Genomic DNA, 24,210 nt, shown 5'->3' on the forward strand with positions numbered 1-24,210 from the left:
TTCCTCCTGTTGCAATCATGTTATGAGGTTTGTTCCGCGCGGCAAAAGACCGGCGAGGTCCACGCCATCTGTCCCCCCGCCTGCCGCAGGCGGAGATAGATGTTTTCGCCCGGCGAGACCGTGCCGAGCGGCACCCGGCCGTGCCACTGCCATTGGCGCGGTCGTGGCATGGCGTGGAAGCGCCAGGCCGGGCTGTCGATCGAGCCGAGATTGCCCGACTTCGCACTTTCGAACAGCCGTTCGGCTGGCAGCTCGATGTTTTGTCCGCACAGCTCCGCGCGGATCGTCGCGCCCGCGTCGAGCCGCAGGCGCAGCAGCATCCCTTGGGTGGCGGACGTGAAGTTGTTCGGGTTCGCCTCGGCGGTCACGGCAAAGCGCAATCCGCTGCCGTCTGCGACCAGTTCCGGCAGCGGCGCGCCGCCATCCTGCCCCTCCAGAGGCGAAACCACCTCCGCCCCGCGCCAGCGCGGCTCGGCCGAAAGGATCTCGCCGCCTTCGACCGAGAGCGTGCCGGTCCAGTCGTGGCGCGAGCGTCGCGCACCCCAGCCGAGTTCCAGAAACAACAGGGTCTCGTCGGCCGCACCGATCGGCGCGGGGTCAAGCTCCGGGCTGATCCGATGCCATAGCTGCCCGTTGCGGATCACGTCGATACTGTCGATGAAACCGCCGGCCACCGCTTCGATCCGCAGATCATACGTGCCCGGCGCGACGATACCGCCCTGGATCGCCGGGCCGACCGCCGCCAGAAGGTGAATGTTGTCGCCGGTGAGCGCGTTGGTCGCACGCGACATGAACGCCTGCCACAGGTCATCGCGCCCACCGCTGCGGGCATAGGCACACATCCGGCCATGCCCGTAGCTGCCCGGAAAGGCGGAATGGTGATCGGTATTGCCGACGATTCCGAAAACATGGCCCTGCGCCAGGCCGTGCGCCATGGTGGAATGGCCATCGACCGGCCCCATCGAATGCAGGTAGCCCCGGTCGGTCTCGGAGGTTTCGGCGCAGCCGTGCATCGAGAGCATTTCGACAAAGGGCGAAAGCGCCGGATCGAAGGTGTTCCAGTTGATCCCCCGCGCCCCTTGGCGATAGCCGATGTGATGCGGAAAGGCGAGTGCGCGCGCGCCCTTGCTTTGCCGCAGTGCCGCTTTGAGATCGGCTGGCGTGTCGGCCAGGTGGAGCGGTGCGGGGTCGAGATCGGCATAGACGATCGTGTAATCCCCGTCGGCGTTGGAATGGATCTCGTAGCCGGGAAACACGCAAAATCCGGGACCGTCCGCCGCCTTGAGCGCCTCGAAATGATCCATCCAACCGGCGCGCAGCTTGGCGAAGCCCTTGACGTGGAAATCGACAATATGGGCCACCGACGGGTCATCCACCGGCATGTCGGGCCAATGCGCGTGCCCGGTGATCGACACGAAGTCGAGTTGCAGCGCGGCCCGGGCGAGCGCATCGGCGAAACGGCCGTGGCCATAGCTGAGATCGGAATGATTGTGGATATCGCCATAGAACGGACGCAGGCCCAGTTCGGTGGCGAGCGGCGTCAGCGACGCGGGCAAGGGGGCTCGGATCATGCCCAATCTCCTGTTCTTGGGTCGACCGGGCGGCCCCCGGCGCGCAGGCTCGCCTGCGCAGCCAGAACCAGCCGCAACGACGCGATGCCTTCCGGCACGCCCACGGGTGGATTCTCGCCGTCGAGAAACCGCCGCAGCGACCGCACCAGTTGCAGGTCGGCGCCAAAATGGCTCGTCCCGCGATCGGGGATATCGGGGTGGACAACCTCGCGCTCATGGCCGTGGGCGGTGACGAGGTCGATCGCGCCGGAGTGGCGTTCCATCCGGAGCCGCCCGGTGCTGCCGACGATCTCGAGGGTTTCCTGGTCTTCCGCGAAGGGGCCGAAGATGGCCAGGAACAGGCAGGCGACCATGCCGTTCTCATAAGTGACCGTGACGATGGCGTGATCGTCGATATCGGATCCCGGCAGGTAGACGCAGTTGTCGTTGCGGTCCTGCGATGCGTCGGCGGTCACCCAGCTTTCGTTCGGCACCCGGGCCACGCCCTCGGCGCGGTCGATCAGGGTTTCATGCCGCCGGTAGGGGCAATCGCGGTCGCAATCGCGGCAGCGCGCGGGCGCGTCCGGGTCGGGCGTGAAGATCGCCGAGCGCCCGCCCTGCGCCGAGACCCGCACCGCCGGACTGCGCGCGATCCAGTTCAAGACGTCGAAATGGTGCGATCCCTTGTCGTTGAGCGCCCCACCCGAAAGCGCCTGCTCCCGGTGCCACAATTGCAGATAGCGGGTGTAGGGAATGACCGACCGAAGCAGGATCATCTGCGGCGCACCGATCTCGCCCTCGTGCGCCATTCGCACCGCCTCGATCCAGGGCACCTCGTAGCGGCGGGTGAAGCCCATCATCACCGGGTGCGCGGCCTGTGTCTCGGCCGCGCGGATCGCGAGGGCGTCTTCCATCGTGACGGAAATGGGTTTGTCGAGGTAGACATGGCGGCCCGCCGCCAGCGCCGCCTCGACCGGGGCGCGGTGGGCGTTGGTATGAGTTGTGACCAGCACGAGACGCACCGCCGGGTCGGTCACCGCCGCGTCGAGATCGGCAAACACCTCGACCCGGTGATTGATGCCCCGGCTGGCGTAGATCGCGTTGAGGTGGTCGGCCGACAACCGGGCGCGGTCGGCCAGCCGGTCCTGCACTCCGACGATGCGCAGCCCGGCCTCCAACGCGCTCTCTGCCATCCGCGCGCCGATGTAATAGACGCCGCGCTCGCCTGCGCCGATGATCGCAACCCCGTAAGTGTTCGCGCTGTTGCCGTCCATGACGCCGCCGACTCCCTTGATTCGAGAGTCGGAAGCTATTCAAGTATATTTCAAAGATACTCAAAATTATACTTATTCGAGATCGGCCCGGCTGCTGCCATGGCGGATCAGGGCAATCGGGAGATAATGGGTCTCGACCCGCCGCGACCGCCCCCTCATCCGATCGAGGATGACATTCTCGAACAGATCGAGCTTGGCCGCGTTGCTGTTGCCGATCACATCGAACATGTTGCGATGCTCGGAGGGAAAATCTGTGCTGCCCAGCAGGATCACGCTGATGTCGCGACCGGGCACCAGGCCCGCCTCGGCGAGCGCACTTTCCAGCAGGTAACCTTCGACAACCCCCCATGCAATCAGCGCATCCATCCGCCCGGCGGCACCGGAAATCGCCGCCGACAGCTCGGCCCTGGTATATTCGCCTGGCAAGCGATCGACTTCGATGAGCAGGTCTTCACGCGCCGGTGTCAGCGTCCGGCACAGCAGGCCATATTCGCGCCGGGCCATGGCGATCTGGCGTGCCGGGTGTGACGAGGTCAGGAACCCGATCCGCCGGTGACCGGCATGGAAAAGGTCGAAAAAGGCCACCGTCAGCGCCTCGCGCCAGTTTGTCCCGATCCCGTCCGCCTCGATCCCCGTAACCGACACACCGTCGATCACCAGATGGTCGGCATGGGCGTGAAGCGCGGCCAGAAAGGCCAGCGACAGGGTTTCGAAATGCAGTTGCAAAAGGCAGACTCGGAACCGCTGCATCCGGTCCAGAAGCGAGATCGGCTTGGTCTCGGTGTCATAACCGATGTGCAGCATGGTCAGCCCGCGCGACCGCAGGCGAACTTCGATCTCCTGCATCAGGTTGCGCGCGAGGCGGCTGTCGGAGAGCCGGTAAAGGATCAGCACATCGGCTTCGTACTCGGCCCGATCGGAGGCCTCGGACGGATCGGCAATACGCAACCCGCCTCCCCGCCGTGCGGTGATCTGCCCGGCCTCCACGTAGGGAGCAAGCGCCAGCTCGACACGGCGCTGCCCGACGCCGAACCGGCCCATGATGTCGCGGACCCGCGGCAGCCGGTCGCCCGGTTGCAACGCGGCGATTTCCTTGGCCAGCCAGTCGGCTATCTCGCGGTCTTTGGTTCTGTCATGCGCCATGGATCGAGTATTGGAGTACAGGACGGAAAAGCCAAGTATAACTTTCGCTTGTATGGTGTGCCTCCCGGCAATGCTTGCGCCGAGCGGGGCCCGGCAGCGGCCAGGGCCCGGCGTCTGCCTGTGAAGCAGATCTAGTTGTCTCCATGGCAGAAGGTTTTCGGCCCTTTGCGGTCCGCGCTGAGCAACCTTGTTCGAGAAACTCCGCCAACTCATCCGGGGACCGCCCGACCCCGGACTCGCCCCGAGGATGCAGGGTTGGAATCGCCACACCGAAGCGATAGTTTCTGCGCGTCACGTTCGTGACGCTGTCACCGGGACGGCCTTCCTGCGCTTTCGCACTAGCCGGCCCGGCGTCTTCCCGGCTTAATTGAACACAAGGAATTCGATCATGAACAAGTCTCGCACAACGGCCGTTCTGGCGATGACATGGATTGCCCTCTCGCTGGCGCATCCGGCTCTGGCACAGCCCAAGACGAATCCGCTCGGGACGGTCGAAGCGACCCTCGATGGAACCCGCTATTCCGGGGAAACGCTCTCCGTGCCGTCCGAGGGAACGGCAACGTCGGAGTTCGCCGCGTTCGGCCCGGTGACATCGGTCACCATCCAGGCGCACGACCCGCAGGCCGACAGCATCATGCAGAACGTCCTGTCGATTGAATTCTCTTTGATGGGCGAAGACGCTTCGGCCTCGATGATGGACGCATCGGTTTCGTGGTGGCCTGAAGGGATGAGCCAACCCTTCTTTCACAGCGAAGGCAGCGAGGCGGAATTGACCGTGGCACTCGAAGCATTGTCGCTCGAAGACGGCGCGGCCAGTGCCAAGGGCCGCTTCAGCGCGCGGATCTGCCGGAAAGACGGCTTCGTCGCCGAGGCTGACCTGAGCGACTGCATGCCCGTCGAAGGGGTGTTTGAGACCGCCCTGCACAAGAGCGAGTAACAGCGAATATGCCACGCCCGGGTCAAGAATGCAGTCGGTGCCGAAGAACCGCCCGGAACTCCGTCAAGGCAGGGCAAACACCCCGTTCAGGCCACCCTTAGGCCCGAAGCGCGGTTGAACGGATGCAACACCGGGAGCGGGGCGAAGAGGTTCAAATCTGCTCCCTCCGCCACCGTCGGCAAGCCCTGCACGCGCACCGTGATCGGCTGGGCGCTCCCGCCAAGCGTGACGTAGATGTGGCTTTCCGCCCCGGCAGGTTCCAGCAGCGCAACCTGGCCGCTCAGCCGCAGGTGCGGCCCCTCCGGCGCGGTCATCGACAGGTCGTCGGGCCGGACGCCGATCAGGTCGGTGCCCGGCGGAAAGCCGTGCAGGGCATCGCCTGCGCCGGTCTCGCGCAGATAGTCGACATCCAACATGTTCATCGCCGGCGAGCCGATGAAGCCCGCCACGAAAACCGAGGCGGGCTTTTCGAAAACCTCCATCGGGGTGCCGACCTGTTCCACCTGCCCCGCGTTCAGCACGACCAGCCGGTCCGCCATGGTCAGCGCTTCAAGCTGGTCATGGGTGACATAGAGCGACGTGGTGCCGAGCCGTTTCTGCAACTGCCGGATCTCGACCCGCATCTGCACCCTCAGCTTGGCGTCGAGGTTCGACAACGGCTCGTCGAACAGGAACGCCTCCGGTTCGCGGACCAGCGCGCGGCCCATCGCCACCCTCTGGCGCTGTCCGCCCGACAGGTTGCGCGGCTTGCGGTCGAGGTATTCCTCGATCTCGAGCATCTTCGCCGCTTCACGCACCCGGCGCCCGATCTGGTCTTTCGGAACCTTGCGGTTCTTCAAACCATAGGCAAGGTTGTTGAAGACGGTCATGTGCGGGTAGAGCGCGTAGTTCTGGAACACCATGGCAATGTCGCGTTCGGCCGGTTCCAGCGTGTTGACCACCCGGTCGCCGATCTTGAGCGTGCCGCGCGAGATCGTCTCCAGCCCCGCCACCATGCGCAGAAGCGTGGACTTGCCGCAGCCCGAGGGCCCGACAAGCACGATCATCTCGCCGTCGGCGATGTCGAGGCTGACGCCTGTCACGGCCTTGACGCCGCCGCCATAGACCTTGTGCAGGTCGTCCATGTGAATTGAGGCCATGAGGTTATTTCTCCGTCTCTGTCAGGCCTTTGACGAACAGCCGTTGCATGAACAGGATCACCAGCACCGGCGGCAATGCCGCCAGAACAACGGTCGCCATGACCAGGTGCCAAAGCGGTTCGCTGTCACCGCCGGTGACCATGCGCTGGATGCCCATCACGATGGTATAGAATTCGGGGTCGGTGGTGATCAGCAGCGGCCAGAGATACTGGTTCCAGCCATAGATGAACATGATCACGAAGAGCGCCGCGATGTTGGTGATGCTGAGCGGCAGCAGGATGTCGCGAAAGAATTTCATCGGCCCCGCGCCGTCCACCCGGGCGGCTTCCATCAACTCTTCCGGGACGGTCATGAAGAACTGCCGGAACAGGAAGGTGGCGGTGGCGCTCGCGATCAATGGGATCGACAGCCCCGCGAAGCTGTTCAGCATGCCGAGGTTGGCCACCACCTCGAAGGTCGGCACGATCCGCACCTCGACCGGCAGCATCAGCGTCAGGAAGATCACCCAGAAGAAGAAGATCCGGAATGGGAAGCGGAAATAGACGATGGCGAAGGCCGACAGGATCGAGATCGACAGCTTGCCGATGGTGATCGCCATGGCCATGACGAAACTGTTCCACAGCATCCCTCCGATCGGCGGCGTCCCCGCCACGGAGCGCCCATCGAAGATTGCAGTGCGGTAGTTTTCCAGCGCGTTTGGTCCCGGCAGCAACGGCATCACGCCGCGCACGAAGGTGCCCGGCGGATGGGTCGAGGCGATCACGGCAACATAGACCGGGAATACCACCAGCCCGACGCCAAGGATCAGCACCAGGTGCGACAACAGCATGCCCCAGCGATCATTTTCGACCATGTGTCGGGCCCTTCAATAGTTCACGCGCCGCTCGATATAGCGGAACTGGATGACGGTCAGAACGATGACGATTGCCATCAGGATCACCGACTGCGCGGCGGAAGACCCGGTGTTGAGATTGACGAAACCGTCGCGGAACACCTTGTAGACAAGAATGTTTGTGGCTTGCGCCGGTCCGCCCTCGGTGGTGGCGTGGATGACGCCGAAGGTGTCGAACATCGCGTAAACGATGTTTACCACCAGCAGGAAGAACGTCACCGGCGACAGCAGCGGCAGGATGATGGTCAGGAACCGCTTCCTCCGGCTGGCACCGTCGATTGCCGCCGCCTCGATCAGCGACTGCGGAATCGATTGCAGCCCGGCCAGGAAGAACAGGAAATTGTAGGAAACCTGCTTCCACGCGGCCGCCACGACGACGAGGATCATGGCGTCCCTGCTGCTGGAACGGTGGTTCCAGTCATAGCCGACGCCTTCCATGACGTAAGGAAGGATGCCGATGCTGGGGTTGAAGATGAACCACCACAGAACGCCGGCGATGGCGGGCGCGACGGCATAGGGCCAGACCAGGAAGGTGGTGTAGGTGTCGCGCGACCGGATCATGCGGTTGACCATCATCGCGAACAGCAGGGCGGCCGACATCCCCAGAACGGTCGTCCCGACCGAGAAGATCAGGGTGACCTTGAGCGAGTTCAGATAGAGCGTGTCTCGGAACAGGGCCGCGAAATTCTCCAGCCAAACGAAGGTTGGCGGCCGGATGCCGAACGCATCGCCCTGGCGAAAAAGCGACTGCCAGAGCGCCTGCGCGGCGGGCCAGATGAAGAAGATCAGCGTGACAAGCACCTGCGGGGCGAGCAGCGCATAGGGCAGCCACCAGTTGGAAAAGGTCGTGCGCTTGGTTTGCATCTGCCTGTGGTCCGAGCGGTGGGGAAAAAAATGAAATGGTCCGCCCCGGCAGTGCAGGGGCGGACCGGATGCCGTCGGATCAGTTCATCGACGCTTCAAACTCGCGCAGCAGCGCATTGCCGCGACGAACCGCGTCGTCGGTGGCTTGCTGGCCGGTCTTGGCGCCGGACATCACCGCTTCCATCTCTTCCGAGATGATGTCGCGGATCTGGACGAAGTTGCCGAAGCGCAGGCCGCGGGAATTCTCGGTCGGCGGGTTCAGCGTCATCTGGCGGATCGAGGTGTCGGCCCCCGGGTTCGCATCGTAGTAACCCTGCTCGGCGGTCAGGTCGAACGCGGCCTGCGTGATCGGCAGATAGCCGGTATCCTGGTGCCAGCTTGCCTGGACCTCGGGCTGCGAAAGATACTCGAAGAACTCGGCGACGCCCTGGTACTCGTCATCCGAATGGCCGGTCAGCACCCACAGGGTCGCGCCGCCGATGATCGTGTTCTGCGGCGCGCCCTCGGCATCGTCGTAGTAGGGCTGGAAGGCGAAACCGACATCGAACTCCGCGTTGTTGAGCACACCGGCACGGCTGGCGGAGGAACCGAAGAACATCGCGCATTCGCCGGAGTAGAACATCGGCGCCGAGTCAGGGCCCGAACCGGGGCCGCCCCAGCGGAACGCGCCGGCGTCCTGCCAGGCTTTCAGGTTGTCCCAGTGACGCACGACGAGGTCGGAATTGAACGCGAACTCGGTGTCGAAGCCGTCAAAGCCGTTGGCTTTCGTCGCGAGCGGGATATCGTGCCAGGCGGTGAAGTTCTCCAGCATGACCCAGCTCGGCCATGACGTGGTGAAGCCGCAGGTTGCGGCACCGGACTCGATGATCTGCAGCGACGCCGCTTCCATCTCCGCCCATGTCGCCGGCGGCGCATCGGGGTCGAGACCTGCCGCCTCGAAGATGTCGCGGTTATAGTACATGATCGGCGTCGAGGAGTTGAACGGGAACGACAGCATGTTGCCGTCCGGATCGGTGTAGTAGCTGACGACCGTATCGAGATAGGCCTCGGGTTCGAACGGCACGTCGAAATCGCTCATCAGCTTGTAGATCGGGTAGATCGCGCCCTCGGCCCCCATCATGGTGCCGGTGCCGACTTCGAAAACCTGGATGATGTGCGGCTGCTCGTTGGCGCGGAAGGCGGCGATCGCGCCGGTCATCGCCTCGGCATAGGAACCGCGGAAGCTCGGCACCACCTTGAACTCGGACTGGCTTGCGTTGAAGCCCTCCGCAATCGCCTCGAGCCGCTCGCCGAGCTCGCCGCCCATGGCGTGCCACCATTCGATCTCTGTCTGGGCCTGCGCCGTCGGCGCGGCCATCACAAACGCCAAAGCGGTTGCCGTGAGAAGTGTGCTTTTCATGATCTGGGACCCCATCATTTTCTGTCGCGAGCCGTTCGGAGCAAGCCGCGGGAAGCGCGCCTGTTCACGGCTGACGGAGGCGTGCATATTGCTCCGAGGTAACAGGGATATGTCGATCTCGCGAAGCCTGCCGCGACGGAAAGTTGGCGGCGAAGGGTCGGTTGAGGCGCGACCGCACATCCGCTGAAGTTTTCTTCGCAAGGCCCAATGGGCGCGGCCCTGGACGTGATGCGGACTCGTCGGCCCGGCCGGTGCAACCGGGGCGTGGGATCGCCAAGGCGCGGCTTTTGGCAGCGGTCGACCTTGTCGCGCGTCTTTGCGCCTTGGCCTTGGTGATCGTGAAGGAAAACAGGGCTTGGGATGCCCGCCTTGTGCCGGCTCACCGCCGGCAAGGCCGTGTCACGGGTGCGTTGCGCACCCGTGACATTGATGCGCCGGGATCGGGGTTCGGCGCGTCGGGTATCGAGATGTGCGGTCTATTCGACGCCGTAGATTCGCGCGATATCCGCCAGCATCCTGCGCGCGGCGATGATCCCACCTGCAGTGTTCCACACACCGTCATCGACGGCGTGGACCTTGCCGGCCTGAACCGCCGAAAGCGATTGCCAGAGCGGATCGGACAGCACGTCTTCCGCCGCCTTGATCCCTTCACCGTCGCCGGTTTCCCAGGTGAAGTGGAAGATCCGGTCCCCGTCCATGTCGGGAATACTTTCCTTGCCGGTGCGAATGGCAAAGTCGTCCACATTCTGGTTGTCGGGCCGATTGAAGCCGATGTCCTTCAGCAGCACGCCGGAGAAGGAATTGAGCTGGTAGATCCGGATCTGGCCGGGGAGGAAGCGGATCACCGAGACCTCCTCGTTCACCGCGTCTCCGAGGCGGTCGCGCAGATCAACCACGGCCGCGTCGTAGTCGGCGATCGCGGCCTCTGCTTCGGCAGACTTGCCGAGCGCCTCGGCATAGAGCTCGAAGTTGATCTTCCAGTCGCCCCGCAGTTCCGCCGACATCACCACCGGGGCGATCGCCGTGAGCTGGGGGTAGATTTCCTCGTGCCGCTGTTTGTTGGCGAGAATGAGATCGGGTTCGAGGGCTGCAAGAAGTTCGAGGTTCACCGCGCTCTCCGTGCCGAGCGGAACCGCGTCGCCCATGAGATCCTCGATATGCGACCACCATGGATCGCCGACCCAGGAATTCACCGCCCCCACCGGCGTCACGCCGAGGGCCAGAACCGCTTCCGTGCCCTCATTGGTGAGCACAACGACGCGCTGGGGATCGTCCGGCAAGCTGACCGTGCCCATCGAGTCGGTCACCTCCCGCGCCTGCGCGCCGGATGCAAAGAGAGCGGCAGCCAGGGGCAATGCCATCACGGCGGAACGAAGAAAGCGCATGTATTCACCTTTCAGAGTGTTTTTGTCGGAAAAGGTTTTCAGTTAGTTGACGAAAAGAGTCAACCATGCAATTCGGAGGCAATGACCCTCAGCCCAGCCCGCTCCTCTCGCACAATGGCCCTGCTGCTCCTCTCCGCTTTGCTCGCGGCGATGGTGGCAAGCCTGCATGTCGGATTGCGCACCTATGATCCCGACACCATCTGGCGCGGGCTCACCGGAGGAATCGAGACCGACGAGATCATCGTGCGCAGCCTGCGCCTGCCGCGCACGCTGATCGCGATCACCGCCGGGGCATCGCTCGCGCTCTCGGGGCTGATCATGCAAGCCGCAACCCGCAACCCACTCGCCGAACCCGGGCTTCTCGGCACCAACGCAGGCGCCGCCTTCGCCGTTACCGTCGGGCTCTCGGTGTTTGGCTATTCCGGTCTGTTGCAAGTTGGCGGCTTCGCCATCCTCGGGGCCCTCGTGACAACCGCCGTCGTGTTCGCCCTCACCCTGCGGCTCGGGCCGAATGCCGGGCGTGCCACGATCCTCCTGGTCGGGGTCACGATTGCCGCGATGCTTGCCTCGCTCACACAGATCCTGCTTCTGGTCGACGAAACCGCGCTCGAAACCCTGCTGTTCTGGCTGTCCGGCGGCTTTGCCGATCGCGACCTGCGCCTGCTCTGGCTCGGATGCGGCCTGCTTGGGCTCGTTCTCGTCGGCCTCGTTGCGATTGCCGGATCGATCGATGCCCTGCAACTCGATGATGCCAGCGCACGCGGGATCGGTGTCGATGTCATGCGCACCCGGATGCTCGCGCTTGGCGCGGCCGCCCTGCTCGCCGCGGGGGCCGTCGCGATGGCGGGCCCGGTGATGTTTCTCGGCCTCGTGGCACCGCACATGGCGATGCGGCTGACTCGCCGCCGCCCGGCTTTCCTGACGCTGGCGGGGCTCACGATGCTCTCCGGCGCGCTCGTCGCGGTTCTGGCCGACATCCTCGCACGCCTCATCGTCGCACCGGGCGAGGCTCCGATCGGCGCGGTGCTTGCCATCGTCGGCGTGCCGGTGCTGATCGCGCTCTTGCGCAAACGCGGAGCGCGCGCGGCATGATGCGGCTACGGACAGTATCGCGCCTTGGCCTTCTGACGGCGGCGGTCGTCGCCGGCTTCGTGACAAGCCTTGCGCTCGGATCGAGCCTGATACCCCCCGGGCGGGTGCTGGCTGCTCTCTTCGGCGAGGGCGCGCGGATGGACGAGGTGATCGTCTGGACACTGCGCTTGCCCCGGGTGCTGCTGGCCATCCTTGCCGGGGCGGCGCTCGCGCTCGCCGGGGCGCTGCTGCAGCGCGTGACCCGGAACCCGATGGCCGCCCCCTCGATTCTCGGCATCACGGATGGCGCCGCCCTCGGCGTGGTTTCCTTCCTGTGGGTCTTCTCCGATGAGGCCAACCGCCTGACCGTGTCGATCCATTGGCAACCGCTCGCCGCCGCAATCGGTGCCTTTGGCTTCGCCCTGATCGCGGGCGGGCTCACCCTTGCCGATCCCCGTGGACGCGGGCCGTTGCGCCTGATCCTCTACGGCATCGCCCTCGCCGCACTGGCCAAGGCGGCGGTGACACTGGTGATGATCATCGGGCCGGTCTACCGCGCAGGGCAGGCGCTGACATGGCTTACCGGGACGATCGGTGCGGCGCACTGGGGCGATGTCGCCGTGGTTGCGGCGGGCCTCGCGGTCGCGGCCCCGGTGCTCGCATGGCTCAATCTGCCTCTGCGTCAACTTGCGCTCGATCCACAGACGGCCGCTGCGACGGGGCTTCCGGTCGGCCGCACTCAAATCGTCCTTCTTGCGATCTCCGTCGCCCTGACCGCTCTTGCCGTATCGCAGGTGGGCGCGGTCGGCTTCGTCGGGCTCATTGCGCCGCACGCGGCCCGTCTGGTCATCGGCGCTTTCGCACCCGGATACCTCGTCGCGACGGCGCTCATCGGCAGCCTGCTGGTGCTGGGCGCCGATACCCTCGCCCGCCTGATCGCGGCCCCGCTCGAACTGCCCGCCGGGGCGATCACCGCCCTGATCGGCGCGCCGCTCTTCCTGACCCTCTTGATCCGAAGGCAAGGCACCCATGGCTGATATCCTCGCCCGAATGACCCAGATCACCGCCGATTATGACGACCAGACGGCGCTCGACGCGATTGACCTCGACTTGCCCGAGGGAAAGGTCATCGCCTTCTGCGGCCCCAACGGCAGCGGCAAATCAACGGCCCTGCGCGTCTTGAGGGGCCTGCATCGCCCGAGTGCAGGGGCAGCGTCGGTGGCAGGACGCCCGCTGACCGACTGGGAACCGCGCGCCCTTGCCCGCGAAATCGCCATGCTGAGCCAGTCGCCCGAAGCGCCCGACGAGATGAGCGTGGCCGATCTTGCGATGATGGGGCGGTTTTCTCACCGCAGCCGGTTTTCTGCCCCCTCTGCCGCCGATCACGCGACCGTCGAGCGTGCCCTCAAGGCCACCGGCATGACCACACTTGCCGACCGCGCGCTGGGTCATCTTTCCGGCGGCCAGTTGCAACGGGCATGGATCGCGATGACCCTGGCACAAGACAGTCCACGGATCTTCCTCGACGAACCCACCAACCATCTCGACATCGCCCACGCGCTCGAAGTGCTCGATCTCGTGGTCCGGCTGAACCGATCCGAGCACCGTAGCTTCGTTCTCGTCCTGCACGATCTGAACCTCGCGATGCGCTACGCCGACGAGGTCGTGCTGTTCAGACAGGGCCGCATCGCCGCCCAGGGCCCGACCGAAGCGGTCATGACCTCGGAAACCATCGGTTCGGTGTTCGAAATCGACTGTGACGTTGTCACGGTGGCCTCCGGCGAACGCTTCATCATGTCGCGTTCAAGGGCGAAACCGTAAGGCGTGCGGCTCGCGCGCACCGATCCATCCGTCGCGGCGATCAGGCACCATCCGGTACGTCAAATTCCCAGGTCATGATAGGCCAGCGCGATATCCTCGATCGCAAGAACATAGCCCGCGCGCCTCAGGGTCTTGAGCGATGGATCTTCAGCCAGCCTGTCGGCCATGCGGCGATAGGCAGCGCGGATCATCTCTTCGAGACCAGAGCGAACCAGATCGAGTTCGGTCCCGGTTTCCGACAGGTCCTGGCGGATCTTGGCCGGGATCGCCTCCGCCCGCGCCGCTTCGATCAGATCGGCCACGTGGCTGAACCGCCGCTGCGAGATGCGCCGCTCCATCAGGCCAAACGGCATGTGGGTCAGGTTCTTGACCCACTCGAAGTAACTGACGATCACGCCGCCCGCGTTGGCGCAGAGATCGGGGATCACCTCGACGCCGCGCTCCGAGAGGATGGCATCGGCATCGAAGTCGATCGGGCCGTTGGCTGCCTCGACGATGATCTTCGCCTTGATGGCATGGGCGTTGGCTGCGGTGATCACCCCCTCCTGTGCGGCCGGGATAAGGATATCGCAATCGACGCAAATCGCCTCCGGCGCGGGCAACTCAACCTGCCCCTGGTGGAACGTCTGGATCCCGGCACCCTTCGCAAGATGCGCCGCCAGCGCCTCAACATCGATCCCGGACTCGTCGAACAGGCAGCCGTCGCGCTCGAGCACGCCCGTGACCCTGACACCGAACTCGCGGGTCAGCGTCAGCGCGGCGTGGGAGCCGACGTTGCCGAAACCCTGGATCACCACGCGCGCGTCGCGCAGATCATCCTTGCGCCCCGACCGTTCGAGGTGTTCGGCGAGAACATAGGCAACGCCGCGTCCGGTGGCCTCCGTCCGCCCGGCGATCCCCCCGCGCGACAACGGCTTGCCGGTGACGCAGGCCGCGGCGTTCAGCGTCTCAAGCGGCGAGATTCGCCGGTACTCGTCGGCCATCCACGCCATTTCGCGCTCGCTCGTTCCCATGTCGGGGGCCGGCACGTTGCGCCCGGGGCTGATCAGCCCGCGCCGCGCAAGCTCCTGGGTGAAGCGCCGGGTGATCTTCTCGATCTCCGCCTCGGACCAGTCGCGCGGGTCGATGCGGAGCGCGCCCTTGGAGCCGCCGAAGGGAACCCCCGACAAGGCATTCTTCAGTGTCATCAGCGCCGCGAGCGCCTCGACCTCCTCCCCGTTCGCGTCGGCCGCGTAGCGGATGCCGCCCTTGACCGGCTCGACATGCTCGGAATGCACCGCCCGCCAGCCGGTGAAGCTGATCAACTCGCCGCGCAGCCGCACCCCGAAGGTGACACGGTAGATCGAGTTCGTCGCCTTGATCCGCTCGGCAAGCCCGGGCGGCAGTTCGATATGGTCGAATGCCTGGTCAAAATGCGCCTCGACACTGTCGAGGAAAGTGGAGCCGGGCTGGGATGTCATGGCGGATCCTTCCAGTCGGGAGATTTCGATATCGCCAAACGGGGCTCGCGCTTGGCGGGAGGACCAGATGATGCCACGATGGACCCGGTCAGGCATGGCATTGACCAAGGTTCACGGGCAACGCGTTCGGTCGGCCTCAATCTGATTGAACACAGTCCTGCACCCCGAAGTCAACGTCGTTGTCCAATCGCCGAGATGACGGCAGGGGCGATGAACCGAAGCTCGATCCCTCGACAGGCGAGGCCTGTCCACGAGAAAGGCCAGACCCGATCCTGATGAGGATCTGCCGCGGCGGGATTGAACCACCCGCTCCAAACCGGTCAGTCCGAAAAAGAGCTTTCGGCCACCATTGTGTTCTATTATGGCATGTTGTGTTCAAATATGTTCAACTGGATGTCATGAACGAAGACCCCACACCCGATAAAGCGAGCCCCGATTACTCGGTGCCTCCCGTTGAACGCGCCTTCAAGGTGTTGCGGTTCATAGCGGCGGGAAACCGATGCCAGAACACCAACCAGGCTGCCAAGGAGATCGGGATCAACCGGACCACGCTGATCCGCCTCCTTGCAACGCTGGAGGCGGAGCGGATGATCGACCAGATCCCCGAGCGCGGCGGCTACCGTCTTGGCACCGGGCTCATCACGCTTGCCTCGTTGGCGCTGAACGAACGTGGCCTGGTGCCAACGTCGCGCCCGGTCTTGCGCAGGCTGGTCGAAGAATTGAACCTGTCGGCCCATCTCGGGGTCCGGGACGGCCGCGAGATCGTCTATCTTGCGCGCGAGACGCCAAACTCACATCTCGCGAGCATGGTCCGCGAGGGCACCCGGCTTCCCGCACATGCAACGACGATCGGGCGCATCCTGTTGGCATCGCTCGGGGCGCGCGACCTCGAAGAACTCTACGCCGGCAAGACGCTCGAGGCCTATTCCGAAAAAACCCGCACCTCGCTTGAAGATCTGCGCGAGCAGTTGGAAAGAGACAGGTCGCAGGGGATTTCCTGGAGCGTGGCCAATTTCGAACCGGACATCGGGTCGGCCGCCGTTGCGATCTACGATCACCAGGGCCAGGCGATCGCCGCGATCAATGTTACCGGGCATGCCAGCGCCTTCGCCGCGGATGCACCGCTCGTCGGACGGATCGAAGCGACGCTGAAGGCCGCGGCGCGCGATATCTCCGAGGCGCTCGGCTATCGCGGCTGGGGCGCAGAACAGATGTGATCGCGCTCAGGTGTAGGTATATCCGAACGCCATCTCGACATCTCCGGCGCGCAGCGGCGCATTGCCCAACCGCGCCCCGCGCAGCCAGAGCCGACCGTGCACTTGAGTGCCCGCAAGGTCGGTCGCCGACGGCAAGCGCGCATTGTGGCACCACAAACCGCCCATGAACTCGCTTCGCGCAAGCCGCGCGGAACCCGAAACGGCGACGTCTTCGAGCGAGAAATTCCCGTTGCAGGTGACGCCCGAGGCATCGATGCCCGCGGCAAACCGGGCGCGGTCGAACCGGGCGATCCCGCGGAACTCGGCACCGCCAAAACCCGCCTCGCCTGCGAACGCCGCGTCTTCAAACCGCGCGTCGGAGCAGAACAAGGCACCGTCGAACAAGGCCATGGCATCGAACTCGGCACCGATGAACCAGCTCATCCCCTCAAACCGCGCGCCCCGCGCGTCGATCCCCTCGACAAATCGCGCACCGGAGAAATCGACCCCGGACAGCGTGAGTCCGGAGAGATCGAGCCGGCCTGAACAGGTGATCCCCGCGAAACCACTGTGTGAGCCGTGGCGGAATGGTGCCATGAGCGCCGCCCGGATCTCGGCCGGATCGGTCATGCCGGTGCACCAAGGCGTTCCTCGGCCTCCGCCAAGACCTGTTCGGCCCAGGGAAACGCGATGTCCTCGGCCAGGTCGGGCCCGGAGGCATCATGTGCAATTCGGTCGCCGATCTGCCTTGCCCCCCGGGCGATCATCAGTTCAGCAAGGCGCTTCGGTCCGCCGTTGAACGTCTCGTGATACTCGCTGTCGCCCAGGCCGAAGATCGCGAAATGCACGTTCGAGAGATCGGGACCGGCCTTGTCGATGGCCTCGGCGAACGGCTGGGCCGACGCGGGCAACTCGCCGTCGCCATATGTCGAACAGACCAGCAGGTAGAACCTTGTCGGATCGAGCGCGGTCGGGTCGGTATCGGCGAGGTTGTCGCAGGTCACGTCATGCGCGGCGTCGAGTTCGGCCTGAATGTCTTCGGCCAGCATCTCGGCGTTGCCGGTTTCCGTTCCATAGAGAATGCTGATCTTCATCTGCTCGTCGCTCCTTCAATTGCGGCCATCGTCATGCCCGTGCGCGTCGGGATCTTTATCCGGCACCGCCCCTGCGACGGGGCGGCCGTTTCGGCGGCATCAATGCGACACCATCCGTCGTAATCCACGATCCCCGGTCGACCGTCGAACAGGCCGCGGCCCGGCTTCGCGGGACTGGCGGAAATCTCCGCGAGAATGCGCCCCGCGAGCGCTTGCGCATCGGCCCGGTTGTCGGGGATCGTGCCGCGTGGCCCTCGGCGGAACCAGCCGGTGGCGTAAAGCCCGGGGGCGAGCGCACCCGCCTCGCGATCCGCGGCCGCGGCAATGAGGGCCTCGCGCGGCAGGTCGTCCGCCGGGCCGAAGCCGATCGCAGTCAGCACCGAGCTGCAGGCGATATGTTGCGCGTCGCCCGCAGCGGTTGAAAACCGCATGCCGGTCACTTTCCCCGCCGCGCCAAGCACCTCGGCCGGCGTCAGCTCGAACCGGAAGTCGATCTTGCGGGGACCGTCGCCGTGGCCGTCAATCACCGCCAGCGCGTCGAGACGTTTGGCCGCCTCGTCGTCGGGGGCCTCGCCGGCACCGATCACACGGATCGACACGCCGCCGAGCTTCGCCAGTTCCTTGATCATCACCGGATCGAACTTCGCGCGGGCAGCGGGCGACCGGCCCGTGACCGTGATCGTTTCGATCCCGCTCCGCGCCAGCCAGTCGCTCGGCCCCGGCCCGAGATCGGACCCGGCCAGCTCTTCGGGTTGCTTGGCCAGCAGGCGCAGCAGGTCGATCGCCACGTTGCCGTTGCCCACGATCAGCGGATGGGACCCCAGATCCGGCAGCGCCTCGGCGTCGGGGTGTTCGTAGAGCGCGCGGGTAATCCGCCCGGCACCGTAGACGCCTTCGAGATCGCCGCCGGGCACCCCGAGACGGTTATCCACCGACATCCCCGCCGCCAGCACCACGACATCGTAGGCGGCCCGCAGATCGTCGAGCGATATGTCACGCCCGATGCAGAGATTGCCGAAGAACCGCGCGCCCTGCCGCTCGAAGACACGGGCAAACTGGCGGGTGACGGCCTTCGTGCCCTGGTGATCGGCAGCCACGCCGTAGCGCACCAGCCCGTAAGGCACCGGCAGCGCGTCGATCAAATCGACCTCCAGATCCGGCGCGGCCTTGAGCAGCGCCTGGGCGAGGAAGCAGCCGGACGGTCCCGCCCCGACGATGGCGATCTTGCCGGTCACGACGACACCGCCGCGCCGGCCCAGGGCAGCGGCGCGCCCGTCAGATCGGTGTAGAAGCTCTTTTGCCGCATGTAGGCGCGCAGGCCCTGCCGGCCCTTCTCGCGCCCCATACCGCTCGCGCCGTCGCCGCCGAAGGGAGTCGAAACCGAGAACTGCTTGTAGGTGTTGTGCCAGACCGTGCCCGCCTCGATCGCGCCGCCAACCCGCCAGGCGCGGGGGAAATCGGGGGTCCAGATCCCGCAGGCAAGACCGTATTCGTTGTCGTTCGACTGCGCGATCACGTCATCCTCGTCGTCGAAGGGCAGAACCGCGAGCACCGGGCCGAACACCTCGTCGCGGCAGAGCCGGGCGGTGTTGGGCAGCCCCGCGAGGATCGTCGGCAGGTAGTAGCTGCCGCCCGCATAAGCCGCGCCTTCCGGCGCGCGCCCGCCGGTGAGCAACTCGGCCCCGTCCTCCAACGCGCGCGCCACATGCGCGGCCACCTCGGCGCGGTGATCGATGTGAATGAGCGGCCCGATCTGGGTGGCGTCGTCGAACGGGTGGCCGACCACGAGCCGCTCCGTCGCCGCCACCAGGCGGCTGACGAATTCATCGTAGATCCTGCGCTGAACGAAAAGCCGCGAGCCGGCGATGCAGCTTTGCCCGGTCGATGAGAAGATGCCATAGAGCACGCCGGCGAGCGCTTGATCCATGTCGGCATCCTCGAACACGATGGTCGGTGACTTGCCCCCAAGCTCGAGGCTCACCGGCATCAGCTTCTGTGCCGCCTTCACCGCGAGCGCGCGCCCGGTTTCGGTGCCGCCGGTAAAACTGACCTTGGCGATATCCGGGTGCTCGACAAGCAGGTTGCCAATCTCGCGCCCCGAGCCGGGCAGCACCGAGAACAGCCCCTTGGGCAGCCCCGCCTGATCGACGATCCGGGCCAGTTCCAGCGCGGTGAGCGGCGACCATGAGGCGGGTTTCAGCACCACCGCGTTGCCCGCCGCGAGCGCCGGGGCGACCTTCTGGGCGTCCGATGCAATCGGCGAGTTCCACGGCGTGATCGCGGCGACGACACCCAGCGGCTCGTGCACCGACAGCGTCATCGACGGCCCGCGCCGGGTGGTGATTTCCTCGTCCATGGTCTCGAGCACCGCGCCGAAGTAGCGGAAGGTGCCCGCCGCGGAGGCCGCGAGCGCGCCGGTCTCGCGCAAGGTCTTGCCGGTGTCGCGCGACTGGATGCGGGCGATCCGCTGGGCATTGGCCTCGATCCCGTCGGCGATCCGGTAGAGAAAACGCGCGCGTTCGTGCGGCTTGAGCCCGCGCCAAGCCGGGTCGGCCTGCGCCGCCTTGGCCCGCGCGATCGCGTCTTCGCCATCCTCGGCACTGGCACCCGCAAGCACCCGGTTCAGGCTGCCATCGGCCGGAAAGACCGATGTGATCTCGGCCCCGCGCCCCGTGCGCCACTCACCACCAAGGTAGAGCTTGCCTTCCGGCAGGTCGTTTTCCACGTCGCCATCCTTCATCAGATCACCCTTGGCCCGACGCGGTTCCGGATCTCCCTGAGCACCGAGTAGATTGTTGCCACGCTGGTTTTCACATTGCCCGCCGAGGGCAGGTTTTCGATATCGACCCGCACCCGCGCCGCCGGCGAGACAAGCTCGTAGCCATGCAGGTTGCCCGGCGCCGCCGGGTCTGCCACGAGTTCGACCCGTGTTGCATCGAGCCCCGGCCCGGCAAGGGCAAGGGTTGCAGCCACGTTGGCGTTCTTGGGATAGGCCGTGGCTGCCTCGCGCGCGGTGCCAGTGAAAAAGGTCTCCGCCGCGCTCAGCCCGGCAAGATCGAGTGCCTGCTCGGCAGGGGTTCCGGCCCAGGCCGCCGGCGGCTTGGTGCCGCGATAGGTGAGGTTCACCTCCCCCGCCGCGGCCAGTGCCGACACGAGGTCGATCCCGCCCACGGCACCGGCCGGCAGGATATAGCGCGCACCGCCCTTCCGGGCTGCCGCGTCGAGCCTTGCGGCGAGCGTGTCGTCGGCCAAAGCACCAACCGATACCACGACCACCTCGATCCCCGCTTCGAGACAGGCCGGCACATGGGCGCTCACGCCCGAATGCCCCGCCGCCTCGACCACGAGATCGGGTCGCGCCGCCACAAGCGCGTCGGTGTCTTCGACCACCTCGACGGGCAACTGGTGGCCAGCGAGCGCTGTCGCGGTCGCCCCGCCCCTGCCCGCGCGCACCAACACCGTGACGCGCCCCACCTCGGGCGCGTCCGGCCAGGCGAGGAAGTCCATCAGCGTTTCACCGATATTGCCGTAGCCGATGAGGCCGAGATGCATCGCTCAGTCCCCTTTCTGGGCCGCCCCGGCGGGCGGACCGGCAAAGGCCTCGCCGAACGGGCCGATCGCATTCATGTCGATCTCGATGAGACTCGGTCCCCTCGCCGCCAGGGCGGCGTCGAGTTCGCCGGCAAAGGCGTCTACATGCGTCACCTTTCGGTGCGGCATGCCGATCGAGGCGCAGAAGGTCTCGAACTCGGGCACCGCCAGCGCCGAGTAGTGCCGGCGGCTGTCGTATTGCGCATCCTGGATATTCTGGATGACGCCATAGGCCTGATCGTTCATCAGCACGTAGACCAGCGGCACCGCCTCATCGACGGCGGTGATCATTTCGGCAAGGCCGAGCATGGTGCCGCCGTCGCCCACGAGGGTCACCGCCTTCTGCCCGGGGTCACAGGCCAGCGCCGCGCCGACCCCCATCGCCAGCCCCTGGCCGATCCCGCCGCCCAGCGCATGCACGCCTTGCTCGGGCCGGCTGAGCCGCACGTAGCGATTGCCGAAGGTGGAGTTGGAGATCGTCACGTCGCGCACCCAGGCGTGCCCGCCCGCCGCCACCGCCTCGCTGATCGCGTCGGCGACGACGCGGTAGGGCCCGAGCTGTGCGCGCATCTTTCCTTCGGCTTCGGCCCGGGCGCGGGCAATGTCGAAGGAAAGGTTCGGATCGGTATCGAGCTTCGGCGGCAGCCGGTCGAGCAGGCGGCGCAGGCTATCGGCGGCATCGCCGTGGACGAACAGATCGACCGGGTAGTTGCGCCCGCCCTGGCTGGCATCGGCGTCGATCTGCAGCAGCGGGCGCGGCAGCGGCATGAGGTTGTTGCGGGTTTCGTTGCCGCGCAGGCGCGAACCCACGACCAGAACCAGATCGCAGCTCTCATAGAGCGCCACCGCATCCGGCCCCATGTTGAAGGCACCGAGGTTGGCGGCCGCTTCTTCAGAAACCGTGCCGCGCCCGTTGGTCGAGGTGACTACGCCCACGCCGCGGTTCATAAGCTCCGTCGCCTCGACCGTTGCACCGCGCGCGCCGCCGCCGAGCCAGAGCAGCGGTCGACGGGCACGCAGCAGCGCGGCGGCCAATGCGTCGAGCGCCGCGTCAGAGGCGCGCGGTCGTACTGGCTCTGGCACCAGAACCACGTCCTGCGCAACCGCAGCGCAGCGTTGGACATCGACCGGGATTTCAAGGCTGACCGGCCCGGTCGGTGCCGACAACGCCGCCGAAACCGCCGCGGTGAGCACACCGACGGCCCCGTTTGCGTCCCACATCCGGAACACCGCTTTCGATACACCGCGCAGCATTTCGGGCTGGCGCGGCACATCGTGGATCGCGGCCCGGTCGCGGTCGGCATAGGCAAGGTCAACCTGGCTGGTGATGTGCAGCACCCGGCTGCCCGCGGTCAGCGCCTCGGCCTGTGCCCCGGCGGCATTTCCCGCCGCGGTGCCGGTCGAGGTGATGCAGACACCCAATCCGCCGGAGACGCGCGCATAGGCATCGGCCATGTTCATCGCCCCCGCCTCGCCGCGCGCGGGCACGAAGCGGATGCGACCCTGGCGCGCCACCGCGTCGAGAATAGGCATGTTGTGGATCGAGATTACCCCGAACATCGTGGTCACGCCCACGTCAGCAAGATACCGGGCAATGTAGTCCCCGACGCTCGCGGTCTGCGCGATTGTTTCGTGTTTCATACCCATTTCCCTAAATATGGCGGGCCAGGCCGCCCGACACGTCAAGCTGTGCGCCGGTGATGTAGCTGGCCGCGCGCGAGCCGAGAAAGGCGATCGCATTGGCGGCTTCACCCGGATCGCCGAGGCGGCCCAGCGGAATGCCCTTGCGCGCCGCGAGCGCGCCATACCATTCGGCACGGCTCACCGACTGGTCTTCGCGCGCCGCGAAACGGCGCGTCCACTGACCGGATTCGATCAGCCCCATCAGTACCGAATTGACCCGCACGTCGGGGGCAAGCTCGATGCTGAGCGATTTCAGCAGGTTCTGCACCCCGGCCCGGGCCGAAGAAGTGCAGACCATGTGCGGTTCGGGCTGGTAGGCCAGCAACGAGTTCACCGCCACGATCGCGCCTTTCGCCGCACGCAGCATTGGCAGGAAGGCGTGGATCGGGTGAATCTGGCTGAACAGCTTCAGCTCGTATTCGGCGCGCCAATCCTCGTCTGATGTCTCGGCAAAAGTCGATTGCCGCCCGGCACCGGCGTTGTTGACCAGAAGATCGCAACGGCCCCAGGCCTGCTCAACCTCGGCGGCGAAGGTTTGAACGGCCGGTTTGTCGAGCACCGACAAGGCGCGCGCCAATACGCGGTCTTCACCGAAATCGCGCCGCAGCACATCCGCCACCTGTTCGAGGCGGCTTTCGTTGCGGGCGCAGAGGGCAACCCGTGCGCCCTCCTCCAGCAGAACCCTGACCGTGGCAAGGCCGATCCCCGAGGAACCTCCGGTCACGACCGCGACAGAACCGTCATAGCCATAGTTCATCAGGCCGCTCCCCGGTTGCGTTTGGCGAGATGCGGGAAACCCGGATCGGGGCGCCCCTGCATCACCGCGCGTTGCGCCGGCGTGGGCGGTCCAGCGGTCATCCAGCGGTCCATCGATTCCGGATCGGTCCGCGACCAGACCTTCGCCTCGTGGGTATCCTCGTCGATCTGCTGCAATTCGGAGGTGAACTCGATCACGTAGCCCGAGGGCGACACGAAATAGGCGAACGGGTTGTTGCCCGGCCCGTGTCGCCCCGGGCCCCAGCTCGGCACGTGGCCCTTCTGCTTCATCCGCCCGATCGAGCGCATGAACTCGTCCAGCGACGGCAGTTCAAAGGCAACATGGTTCACGCTGGGATATAGCGTGCGGACCAGCGCGATCGAGTGATGGTCGGTGTTGCAGCGCAGAAAAACCATCTGGTCGGCCGAGTAGTCGGAGGTGCGAAACCCGAGCACGTCTTCATACCAGGCCTGAACCCCGTCCATGTCGGGGGTGTTGAGCACGACGTGGCTGACCTTGCGCGGTTTGGCCCAATCGGGCTCATCGTCCAGCACGCGCGCCTCGGTGCGAAAGCGCAGTCGGCGGTTGTCGGGATCGAGCACCTCGAAACCGTAGCCGCCGGTCCAATCGTCAAACGCGGCCGGCGCGCCAAGCACTTCGGCACCCCGGGCGACGGCTTGCGCGTGCAAGGCATCCATGGAAGCGCGGTCGGGCATGGCGAAATGCACGTATTCGATGCCGTAGGTGTCACCGTCCTTGAGGCCATAGAGGAACGGTTCCGCGCCGGTGCCGCGCAGAAGCGCCTCGCCATCCGCCTGATGCGCGAGGCTGAGCCCCCACATATCGAGGTAGAACGGCAGGGTCTCGATCATGCCCGGCGCGCGCATCATGATCCCGCGCAGGTTTCCGACCCGGATCGTCTCGGTCATGTTTCTGTCCTTCTTCTGGCCGACG

22 protein-coding genes are annotated in these 24,210 nt (G+C 65.8%); 5 read left to right on the top strand and 17 right to left on the bottom strand.

The window, feature by feature from the left end:
- Nucleotides 1–20 precede the first annotated feature (20 nt).
- The 3 genes from B9Y97_RS04230 to B9Y97_RS04240 all read right to left on the bottom strand — a co-directional run bounded on the left by B9Y97_RS04230 (nt 21) and on the right by B9Y97_RS04240 (nt 3,967).
- Nucleotides 21–1,571 carry a CehA/McbA family metallohydrolase domain-containing protein gene (locus tag B9Y97_RS04230; protein WP_085525575.1) on the bottom strand — a complete coding sequence of 517 codons (1,551 nt, stop codon included), beginning with the start codon at nt 1,569–1,571 and terminating at the stop codon, nt 21–23.
- Nucleotides 1,568–2,824 (bottom strand): Gfo/Idh/MocA family protein, encoded by a 1,257-nt coding sequence (locus B9Y97_RS04235; protein ID WP_085525576.1) that lies wholly within the window; start codon nt 2,822–2,824, stop codon nt 1,568–1,570. The genes B9Y97_RS04230 and B9Y97_RS04235 overlap by 4 nt, the downstream gene beginning before the upstream one ends.
- A gap of 72 nt (nt 2,825–2,896) precedes the next feature.
- On the bottom strand, nt 2,897–3,967 hold the full coding sequence (locus B9Y97_RS04240) for a GntR family transcriptional regulator (protein WP_176224297.1): 1,071 nt from the start codon (nt 3,965–3,967) through the stop codon (nt 2,897–2,899).
- Nucleotides 3,968–4,355: 388 nt separating this feature from the next.
- Between B9Y97_RS04240 and B9Y97_RS04245 the strand changes: the two genes are divergently transcribed.
- The gene (locus B9Y97_RS04245; RefSeq protein ID WP_085525578.1) at nt 4,356–4,904 is read left to right on the top strand and encodes a hypothetical protein; all 549 of its coding nucleotides are present in this window, start codon (nt 4,356–4,358) and stop codon (nt 4,902–4,904) included.
- An 86-nt stretch (nt 4,905–4,990) separates the two neighbouring features.
- Here the strand turns inward: B9Y97_RS04245 and ugpC are convergent, their stop codons facing one another.
- The 5 genes from ugpC to B9Y97_RS04270 form a co-directional block, all read right to left on the bottom strand.
- Entirely contained in the window at nt 4,991–6,043 is a 1,053-nt protein-coding gene (gene ugpC / locus B9Y97_RS04250; protein ID WP_085525579.1) for a sn-glycerol-3-phosphate ABC transporter ATP-binding protein UgpC, read from the bottom strand.
- A gap of 4 nt (nt 6,044–6,047) precedes the next feature.
- Nucleotides 6,048–6,896 carry a sn-glycerol-3-phosphate ABC transporter permease UgpE gene (gene ugpE, locus B9Y97_RS04255; RefSeq protein ID WP_085525580.1) on the bottom strand — a complete coding sequence of 283 codons (849 nt, stop codon included), beginning with the start codon at nt 6,894–6,896 and terminating at the stop codon, nt 6,048–6,050.
- A gap of 12 nt (nt 6,897–6,908) precedes the next feature.
- Nucleotides 6,909–7,799 (bottom strand): sn-glycerol-3-phosphate ABC transporter permease UgpA, encoded by an 891-nt coding sequence (ugpA, locus tag B9Y97_RS04260; RefSeq protein ID WP_085525581.1) that lies wholly within the window; start codon nt 7,797–7,799, stop codon nt 6,909–6,911.
- Nucleotides 7,800–7,878: 79 nt separating this feature from the next.
- On the bottom strand, nt 7,879–9,198 hold the full coding sequence (ugpB, locus tag B9Y97_RS04265; protein WP_085528102.1) for a sn-glycerol-3-phosphate ABC transporter substrate-binding protein UgpB: 1,320 nt from the start codon (nt 9,196–9,198) through the stop codon (nt 7,879–7,881).
- Between the two features lie 476 nt (nt 9,199–9,674).
- Nucleotides 9,675–10,559: an ABC transporter substrate-binding protein gene (locus B9Y97_RS04270; RefSeq protein WP_254900845.1), complete on the bottom strand. Its 885-nt coding sequence runs from the start codon at nt 10,557–10,559 to the stop codon at nt 9,675–9,677.
- A 138-nt stretch (nt 10,560–10,697) separates the two neighbouring features.
- On the opposite strand from B9Y97_RS04270, the gene B9Y97_RS04275 reads away from it, so the two are divergent.
- The 3 genes from B9Y97_RS04275 to B9Y97_RS04285 are packed head-to-tail and all read left to right on the top strand — an operon-like array spanning nt 10,698 to nt 13,475.
- Nucleotides 10,698–11,675, top strand: coding sequence for a FecCD family ABC transporter permease (locus B9Y97_RS04275; protein ID WP_139828222.1), 978 nt, complete (start codon nt 10,698–10,700; stop codon nt 11,673–11,675).
- Complete coding sequence (locus tag B9Y97_RS04280) at nt 11,675–12,691, top strand: FecCD family ABC transporter permease (RefSeq protein ID WP_139828390.1); 1,017 nt, start codon at nt 11,675–11,677, stop codon at nt 12,689–12,691. Before B9Y97_RS04275 ends, B9Y97_RS04280 begins: the two co-directional genes overlap by 1 nt.
- Nucleotides 12,684–13,475 (top strand): ABC transporter ATP-binding protein, encoded by a 792-nt coding sequence (locus tag B9Y97_RS04285; RefSeq protein WP_085525585.1) that lies wholly within the window; start codon nt 12,684–12,686, stop codon nt 13,473–13,475. Before B9Y97_RS04280 ends, B9Y97_RS04285 begins: the two co-directional genes overlap by 8 nt.
- Nucleotides 13,476–13,534: 59 nt before the next feature.
- Here B9Y97_RS04285 and B9Y97_RS04290 read toward each other — a convergent pair whose 3' ends face one another.
- Complete coding sequence (locus tag B9Y97_RS04290; protein ID WP_085525586.1) at nt 13,535–14,935, bottom strand: Glu/Leu/Phe/Val family dehydrogenase; 1,401 nt, start codon at nt 14,933–14,935, stop codon at nt 13,535–13,537.
- A 398-nt stretch (nt 14,936–15,333) separates the two neighbouring features.
- On the opposite strand from B9Y97_RS04290, the gene B9Y97_RS04295 reads away from it, so the two are divergent.
- Complete coding sequence (locus tag B9Y97_RS04295) at nt 15,334–16,152, top strand: IclR family transcriptional regulator (RefSeq protein WP_085528103.1); 819 nt, start codon at nt 15,334–15,336, stop codon at nt 16,150–16,152.
- Nucleotides 16,153–16,158: 6 nt separating this feature from the next.
- On the opposite strand, the gene B9Y97_RS04300 is transcribed toward B9Y97_RS04295, so the two are convergent.
- Genes B9Y97_RS04300 through B9Y97_RS04335 form a run of 8 tightly spaced genes read right to left on the bottom strand, consistent with a single transcriptional unit; the run spans nt 16,159 to nt 24,185 of the window.
- Nucleotides 16,159–16,761 carry a pentapeptide repeat-containing protein gene (locus B9Y97_RS04300; protein WP_085525587.1) on the bottom strand — a complete coding sequence of 201 codons (603 nt, stop codon included), beginning with the start codon at nt 16,759–16,761 and terminating at the stop codon, nt 16,159–16,161.
- Nucleotides 16,758–17,225 (bottom strand): flavodoxin domain-containing protein, encoded by a 468-nt coding sequence (locus B9Y97_RS04305; RefSeq protein ID WP_085525588.1) that lies wholly within the window; start codon nt 17,223–17,225, stop codon nt 16,758–16,760. The genes B9Y97_RS04300 and B9Y97_RS04305 overlap by 4 nt, the downstream gene beginning before the upstream one ends.
- Nucleotides 17,222–18,460, bottom strand: a complete 1,239-nt coding sequence (locus B9Y97_RS04310; RefSeq protein WP_085525589.1) for a ferredoxin--NADP reductase domain-containing protein — start codon at nt 18,458–18,460, stop codon at nt 17,222–17,224. The genes B9Y97_RS04305 and B9Y97_RS04310 overlap by 4 nt, the downstream gene beginning before the upstream one ends.
- The gene (locus B9Y97_RS04315; protein ID WP_085525590.1) at nt 18,457–19,965 is read right to left on the bottom strand and encodes an aldehyde dehydrogenase; all 1,509 of its coding nucleotides are present in this window, start codon (nt 19,963–19,965) and stop codon (nt 18,457–18,459) included. Before B9Y97_RS04315 ends, B9Y97_RS04310 begins: the two co-directional genes overlap by 4 nt.
- Nucleotides 19,965–20,777 carry an aspartate dehydrogenase gene (locus tag B9Y97_RS04320; RefSeq protein WP_085525591.1) on the bottom strand — a complete coding sequence of 271 codons (813 nt, stop codon included), beginning with the start codon at nt 20,775–20,777 and terminating at the stop codon, nt 19,965–19,967. The genes B9Y97_RS04315 and B9Y97_RS04320 overlap by 1 nt, the downstream gene beginning before the upstream one ends.
- A gap of 3 nt (nt 20,778–20,780) precedes the next feature.
- Nucleotides 20,781–22,457, bottom strand: a complete 1,677-nt coding sequence (locus tag B9Y97_RS04325; protein ID WP_085525592.1) for a thiamine pyrophosphate-binding protein — start codon at nt 22,455–22,457, stop codon at nt 20,781–20,783.
- A gap of 10 nt (nt 22,458–22,467) precedes the next feature.
- Nucleotides 22,468–23,256, bottom strand: a complete 789-nt coding sequence (locus B9Y97_RS04330; protein ID WP_085525593.1) for an SDR family oxidoreductase — start codon at nt 23,254–23,256, stop codon at nt 22,468–22,470.
- Nucleotides 23,256–24,185 carry a VOC family protein gene (locus B9Y97_RS04335; protein ID WP_085525594.1) on the bottom strand — a complete coding sequence of 310 codons (930 nt, stop codon included), beginning with the start codon at nt 24,183–24,185 and terminating at the stop codon, nt 23,256–23,258. The genes B9Y97_RS04330 and B9Y97_RS04335 overlap by 1 nt, the downstream gene beginning before the upstream one ends.
- Nucleotides 24,186–24,210 lie beyond the last annotated feature (25 nt).

The organism is Maritimibacter sp. HL-12 (genome assembly GCF_900177545.1).
Classification (GTDB): domain Bacteria; phylum Pseudomonadota; class Alphaproteobacteria; order Rhodobacterales; family Rhodobacteraceae; genus Sinisalibacter.

Excerpts from the sequence above, each read along its gene's own strand:
- B9Y97_RS04230 (WP_085525575.1), bottom strand. The coding sequence starts at position 1,571 with ATGATCCGAGCCCCCTTGCCCGCGTCGCTGACGCCGCTCGCCACCGAA.
- B9Y97_RS04235 (WP_085525576.1), bottom strand. The coding sequence starts at position 2,824 with ATGGACGGCAACAGCGCGAACACTTACGGGGTTGCGATCATCGGCGCA.
- B9Y97_RS04240 (WP_176224297.1), bottom strand. The coding sequence starts at position 3,967 with ATGGCGCATGACAGAACCAAAGACCGCGAGATAGCCGACTGGCTGGCC.
- B9Y97_RS04245 (WP_085525578.1), top strand. The coding sequence starts at position 4,356 with ATGAACAAGTCTCGCACAACGGCCGTTCTGGCGATGACATGGATTGCC.
- ugpC (WP_085525579.1), bottom strand. The coding sequence starts at position 6,043 with ATGGCCTCAATTCACATGGACGACCTGCACAAGGTCTATGGCGGCGGC.
- ugpE (WP_085525580.1), bottom strand. The coding sequence starts at position 6,896 with ATGGTCGAAAATGATCGCTGGGGCATGCTGTTGTCGCACCTGGTGCTG.
- ugpA (WP_085525581.1), bottom strand. The coding sequence starts at position 7,799 with ATGCAAACCAAGCGCACGACCTTTTCCAACTGGTGGCTGCCCTATGCG.
- ugpB (WP_085528102.1), bottom strand. The coding sequence starts at position 9,198 with ATGAAAAGCACACTTCTCACGGCAACCGCTTTGGCGTTTGTGATGGCC.
- B9Y97_RS04270 (WP_254900845.1), bottom strand. The coding sequence starts at position 10,559 with ATGGCATTGCCCCTGGCTGCCGCTCTCTTTGCATCCGGCGCGCAGGCG.
- B9Y97_RS04275 (WP_139828222.1), top strand. The coding sequence starts at position 10,698 with ATGGCCCTGCTGCTCCTCTCCGCTTTGCTCGCGGCGATGGTGGCAAGC.
- B9Y97_RS04280 (WP_139828390.1), top strand. The coding sequence starts at position 11,675 with ATGCGGCTACGGACAGTATCGCGCCTTGGCCTTCTGACGGCGGCGGTC.
- B9Y97_RS04285 (WP_085525585.1), top strand. The coding sequence starts at position 12,684 with ATGGCTGATATCCTCGCCCGAATGACCCAGATCACCGCCGATTATGAC.
- B9Y97_RS04290 (WP_085525586.1), bottom strand. The coding sequence starts at position 14,935 with ATGACATCCCAGCCCGGCTCCACTTTCCTCGACAGTGTCGAGGCGCAT.
- B9Y97_RS04295 (WP_085528103.1), top strand. The coding sequence starts at position 15,334 with ATGAACGAAGACCCCACACCCGATAAAGCGAGCCCCGATTACTCGGTG.
- B9Y97_RS04300 (WP_085525587.1), bottom strand. The coding sequence starts at position 16,761 with ATGACCGATCCGGCCGAGATCCGGGCGGCGCTCATGGCACCATTCCGC.
- B9Y97_RS04305 (WP_085525588.1), bottom strand. The coding sequence starts at position 17,225 with ATGAAGATCAGCATTCTCTATGGAACGGAAACCGGCAACGCCGAGATG.
- B9Y97_RS04315 (WP_085525590.1), bottom strand. The coding sequence starts at position 19,965 with ATGAAGGATGGCGACGTGGAAAACGACCTGCCGGAAGGCAAGCTCTAC.
- B9Y97_RS04320 (WP_085525591.1), bottom strand. The coding sequence starts at position 20,777 with ATGCATCTCGGCCTCATCGGCTACGGCAATATCGGTGAAACGCTGATG.
- B9Y97_RS04325 (WP_085525592.1), bottom strand. The coding sequence starts at position 22,457 with ATGAAACACGAAACAATCGCGCAGACCGCGAGCGTCGGGGACTACATT.
- B9Y97_RS04330 (WP_085525593.1), bottom strand. The coding sequence starts at position 23,256 with ATGAACTATGGCTATGACGGTTCTGTCGCGGTCGTGACCGGAGGTTCC.
- B9Y97_RS04335 (WP_085525594.1), bottom strand. The coding sequence starts at position 24,185 with ATGACCGAGACGATCCGGGTCGGAAACCTGCGCGGGATCATGATGCGC.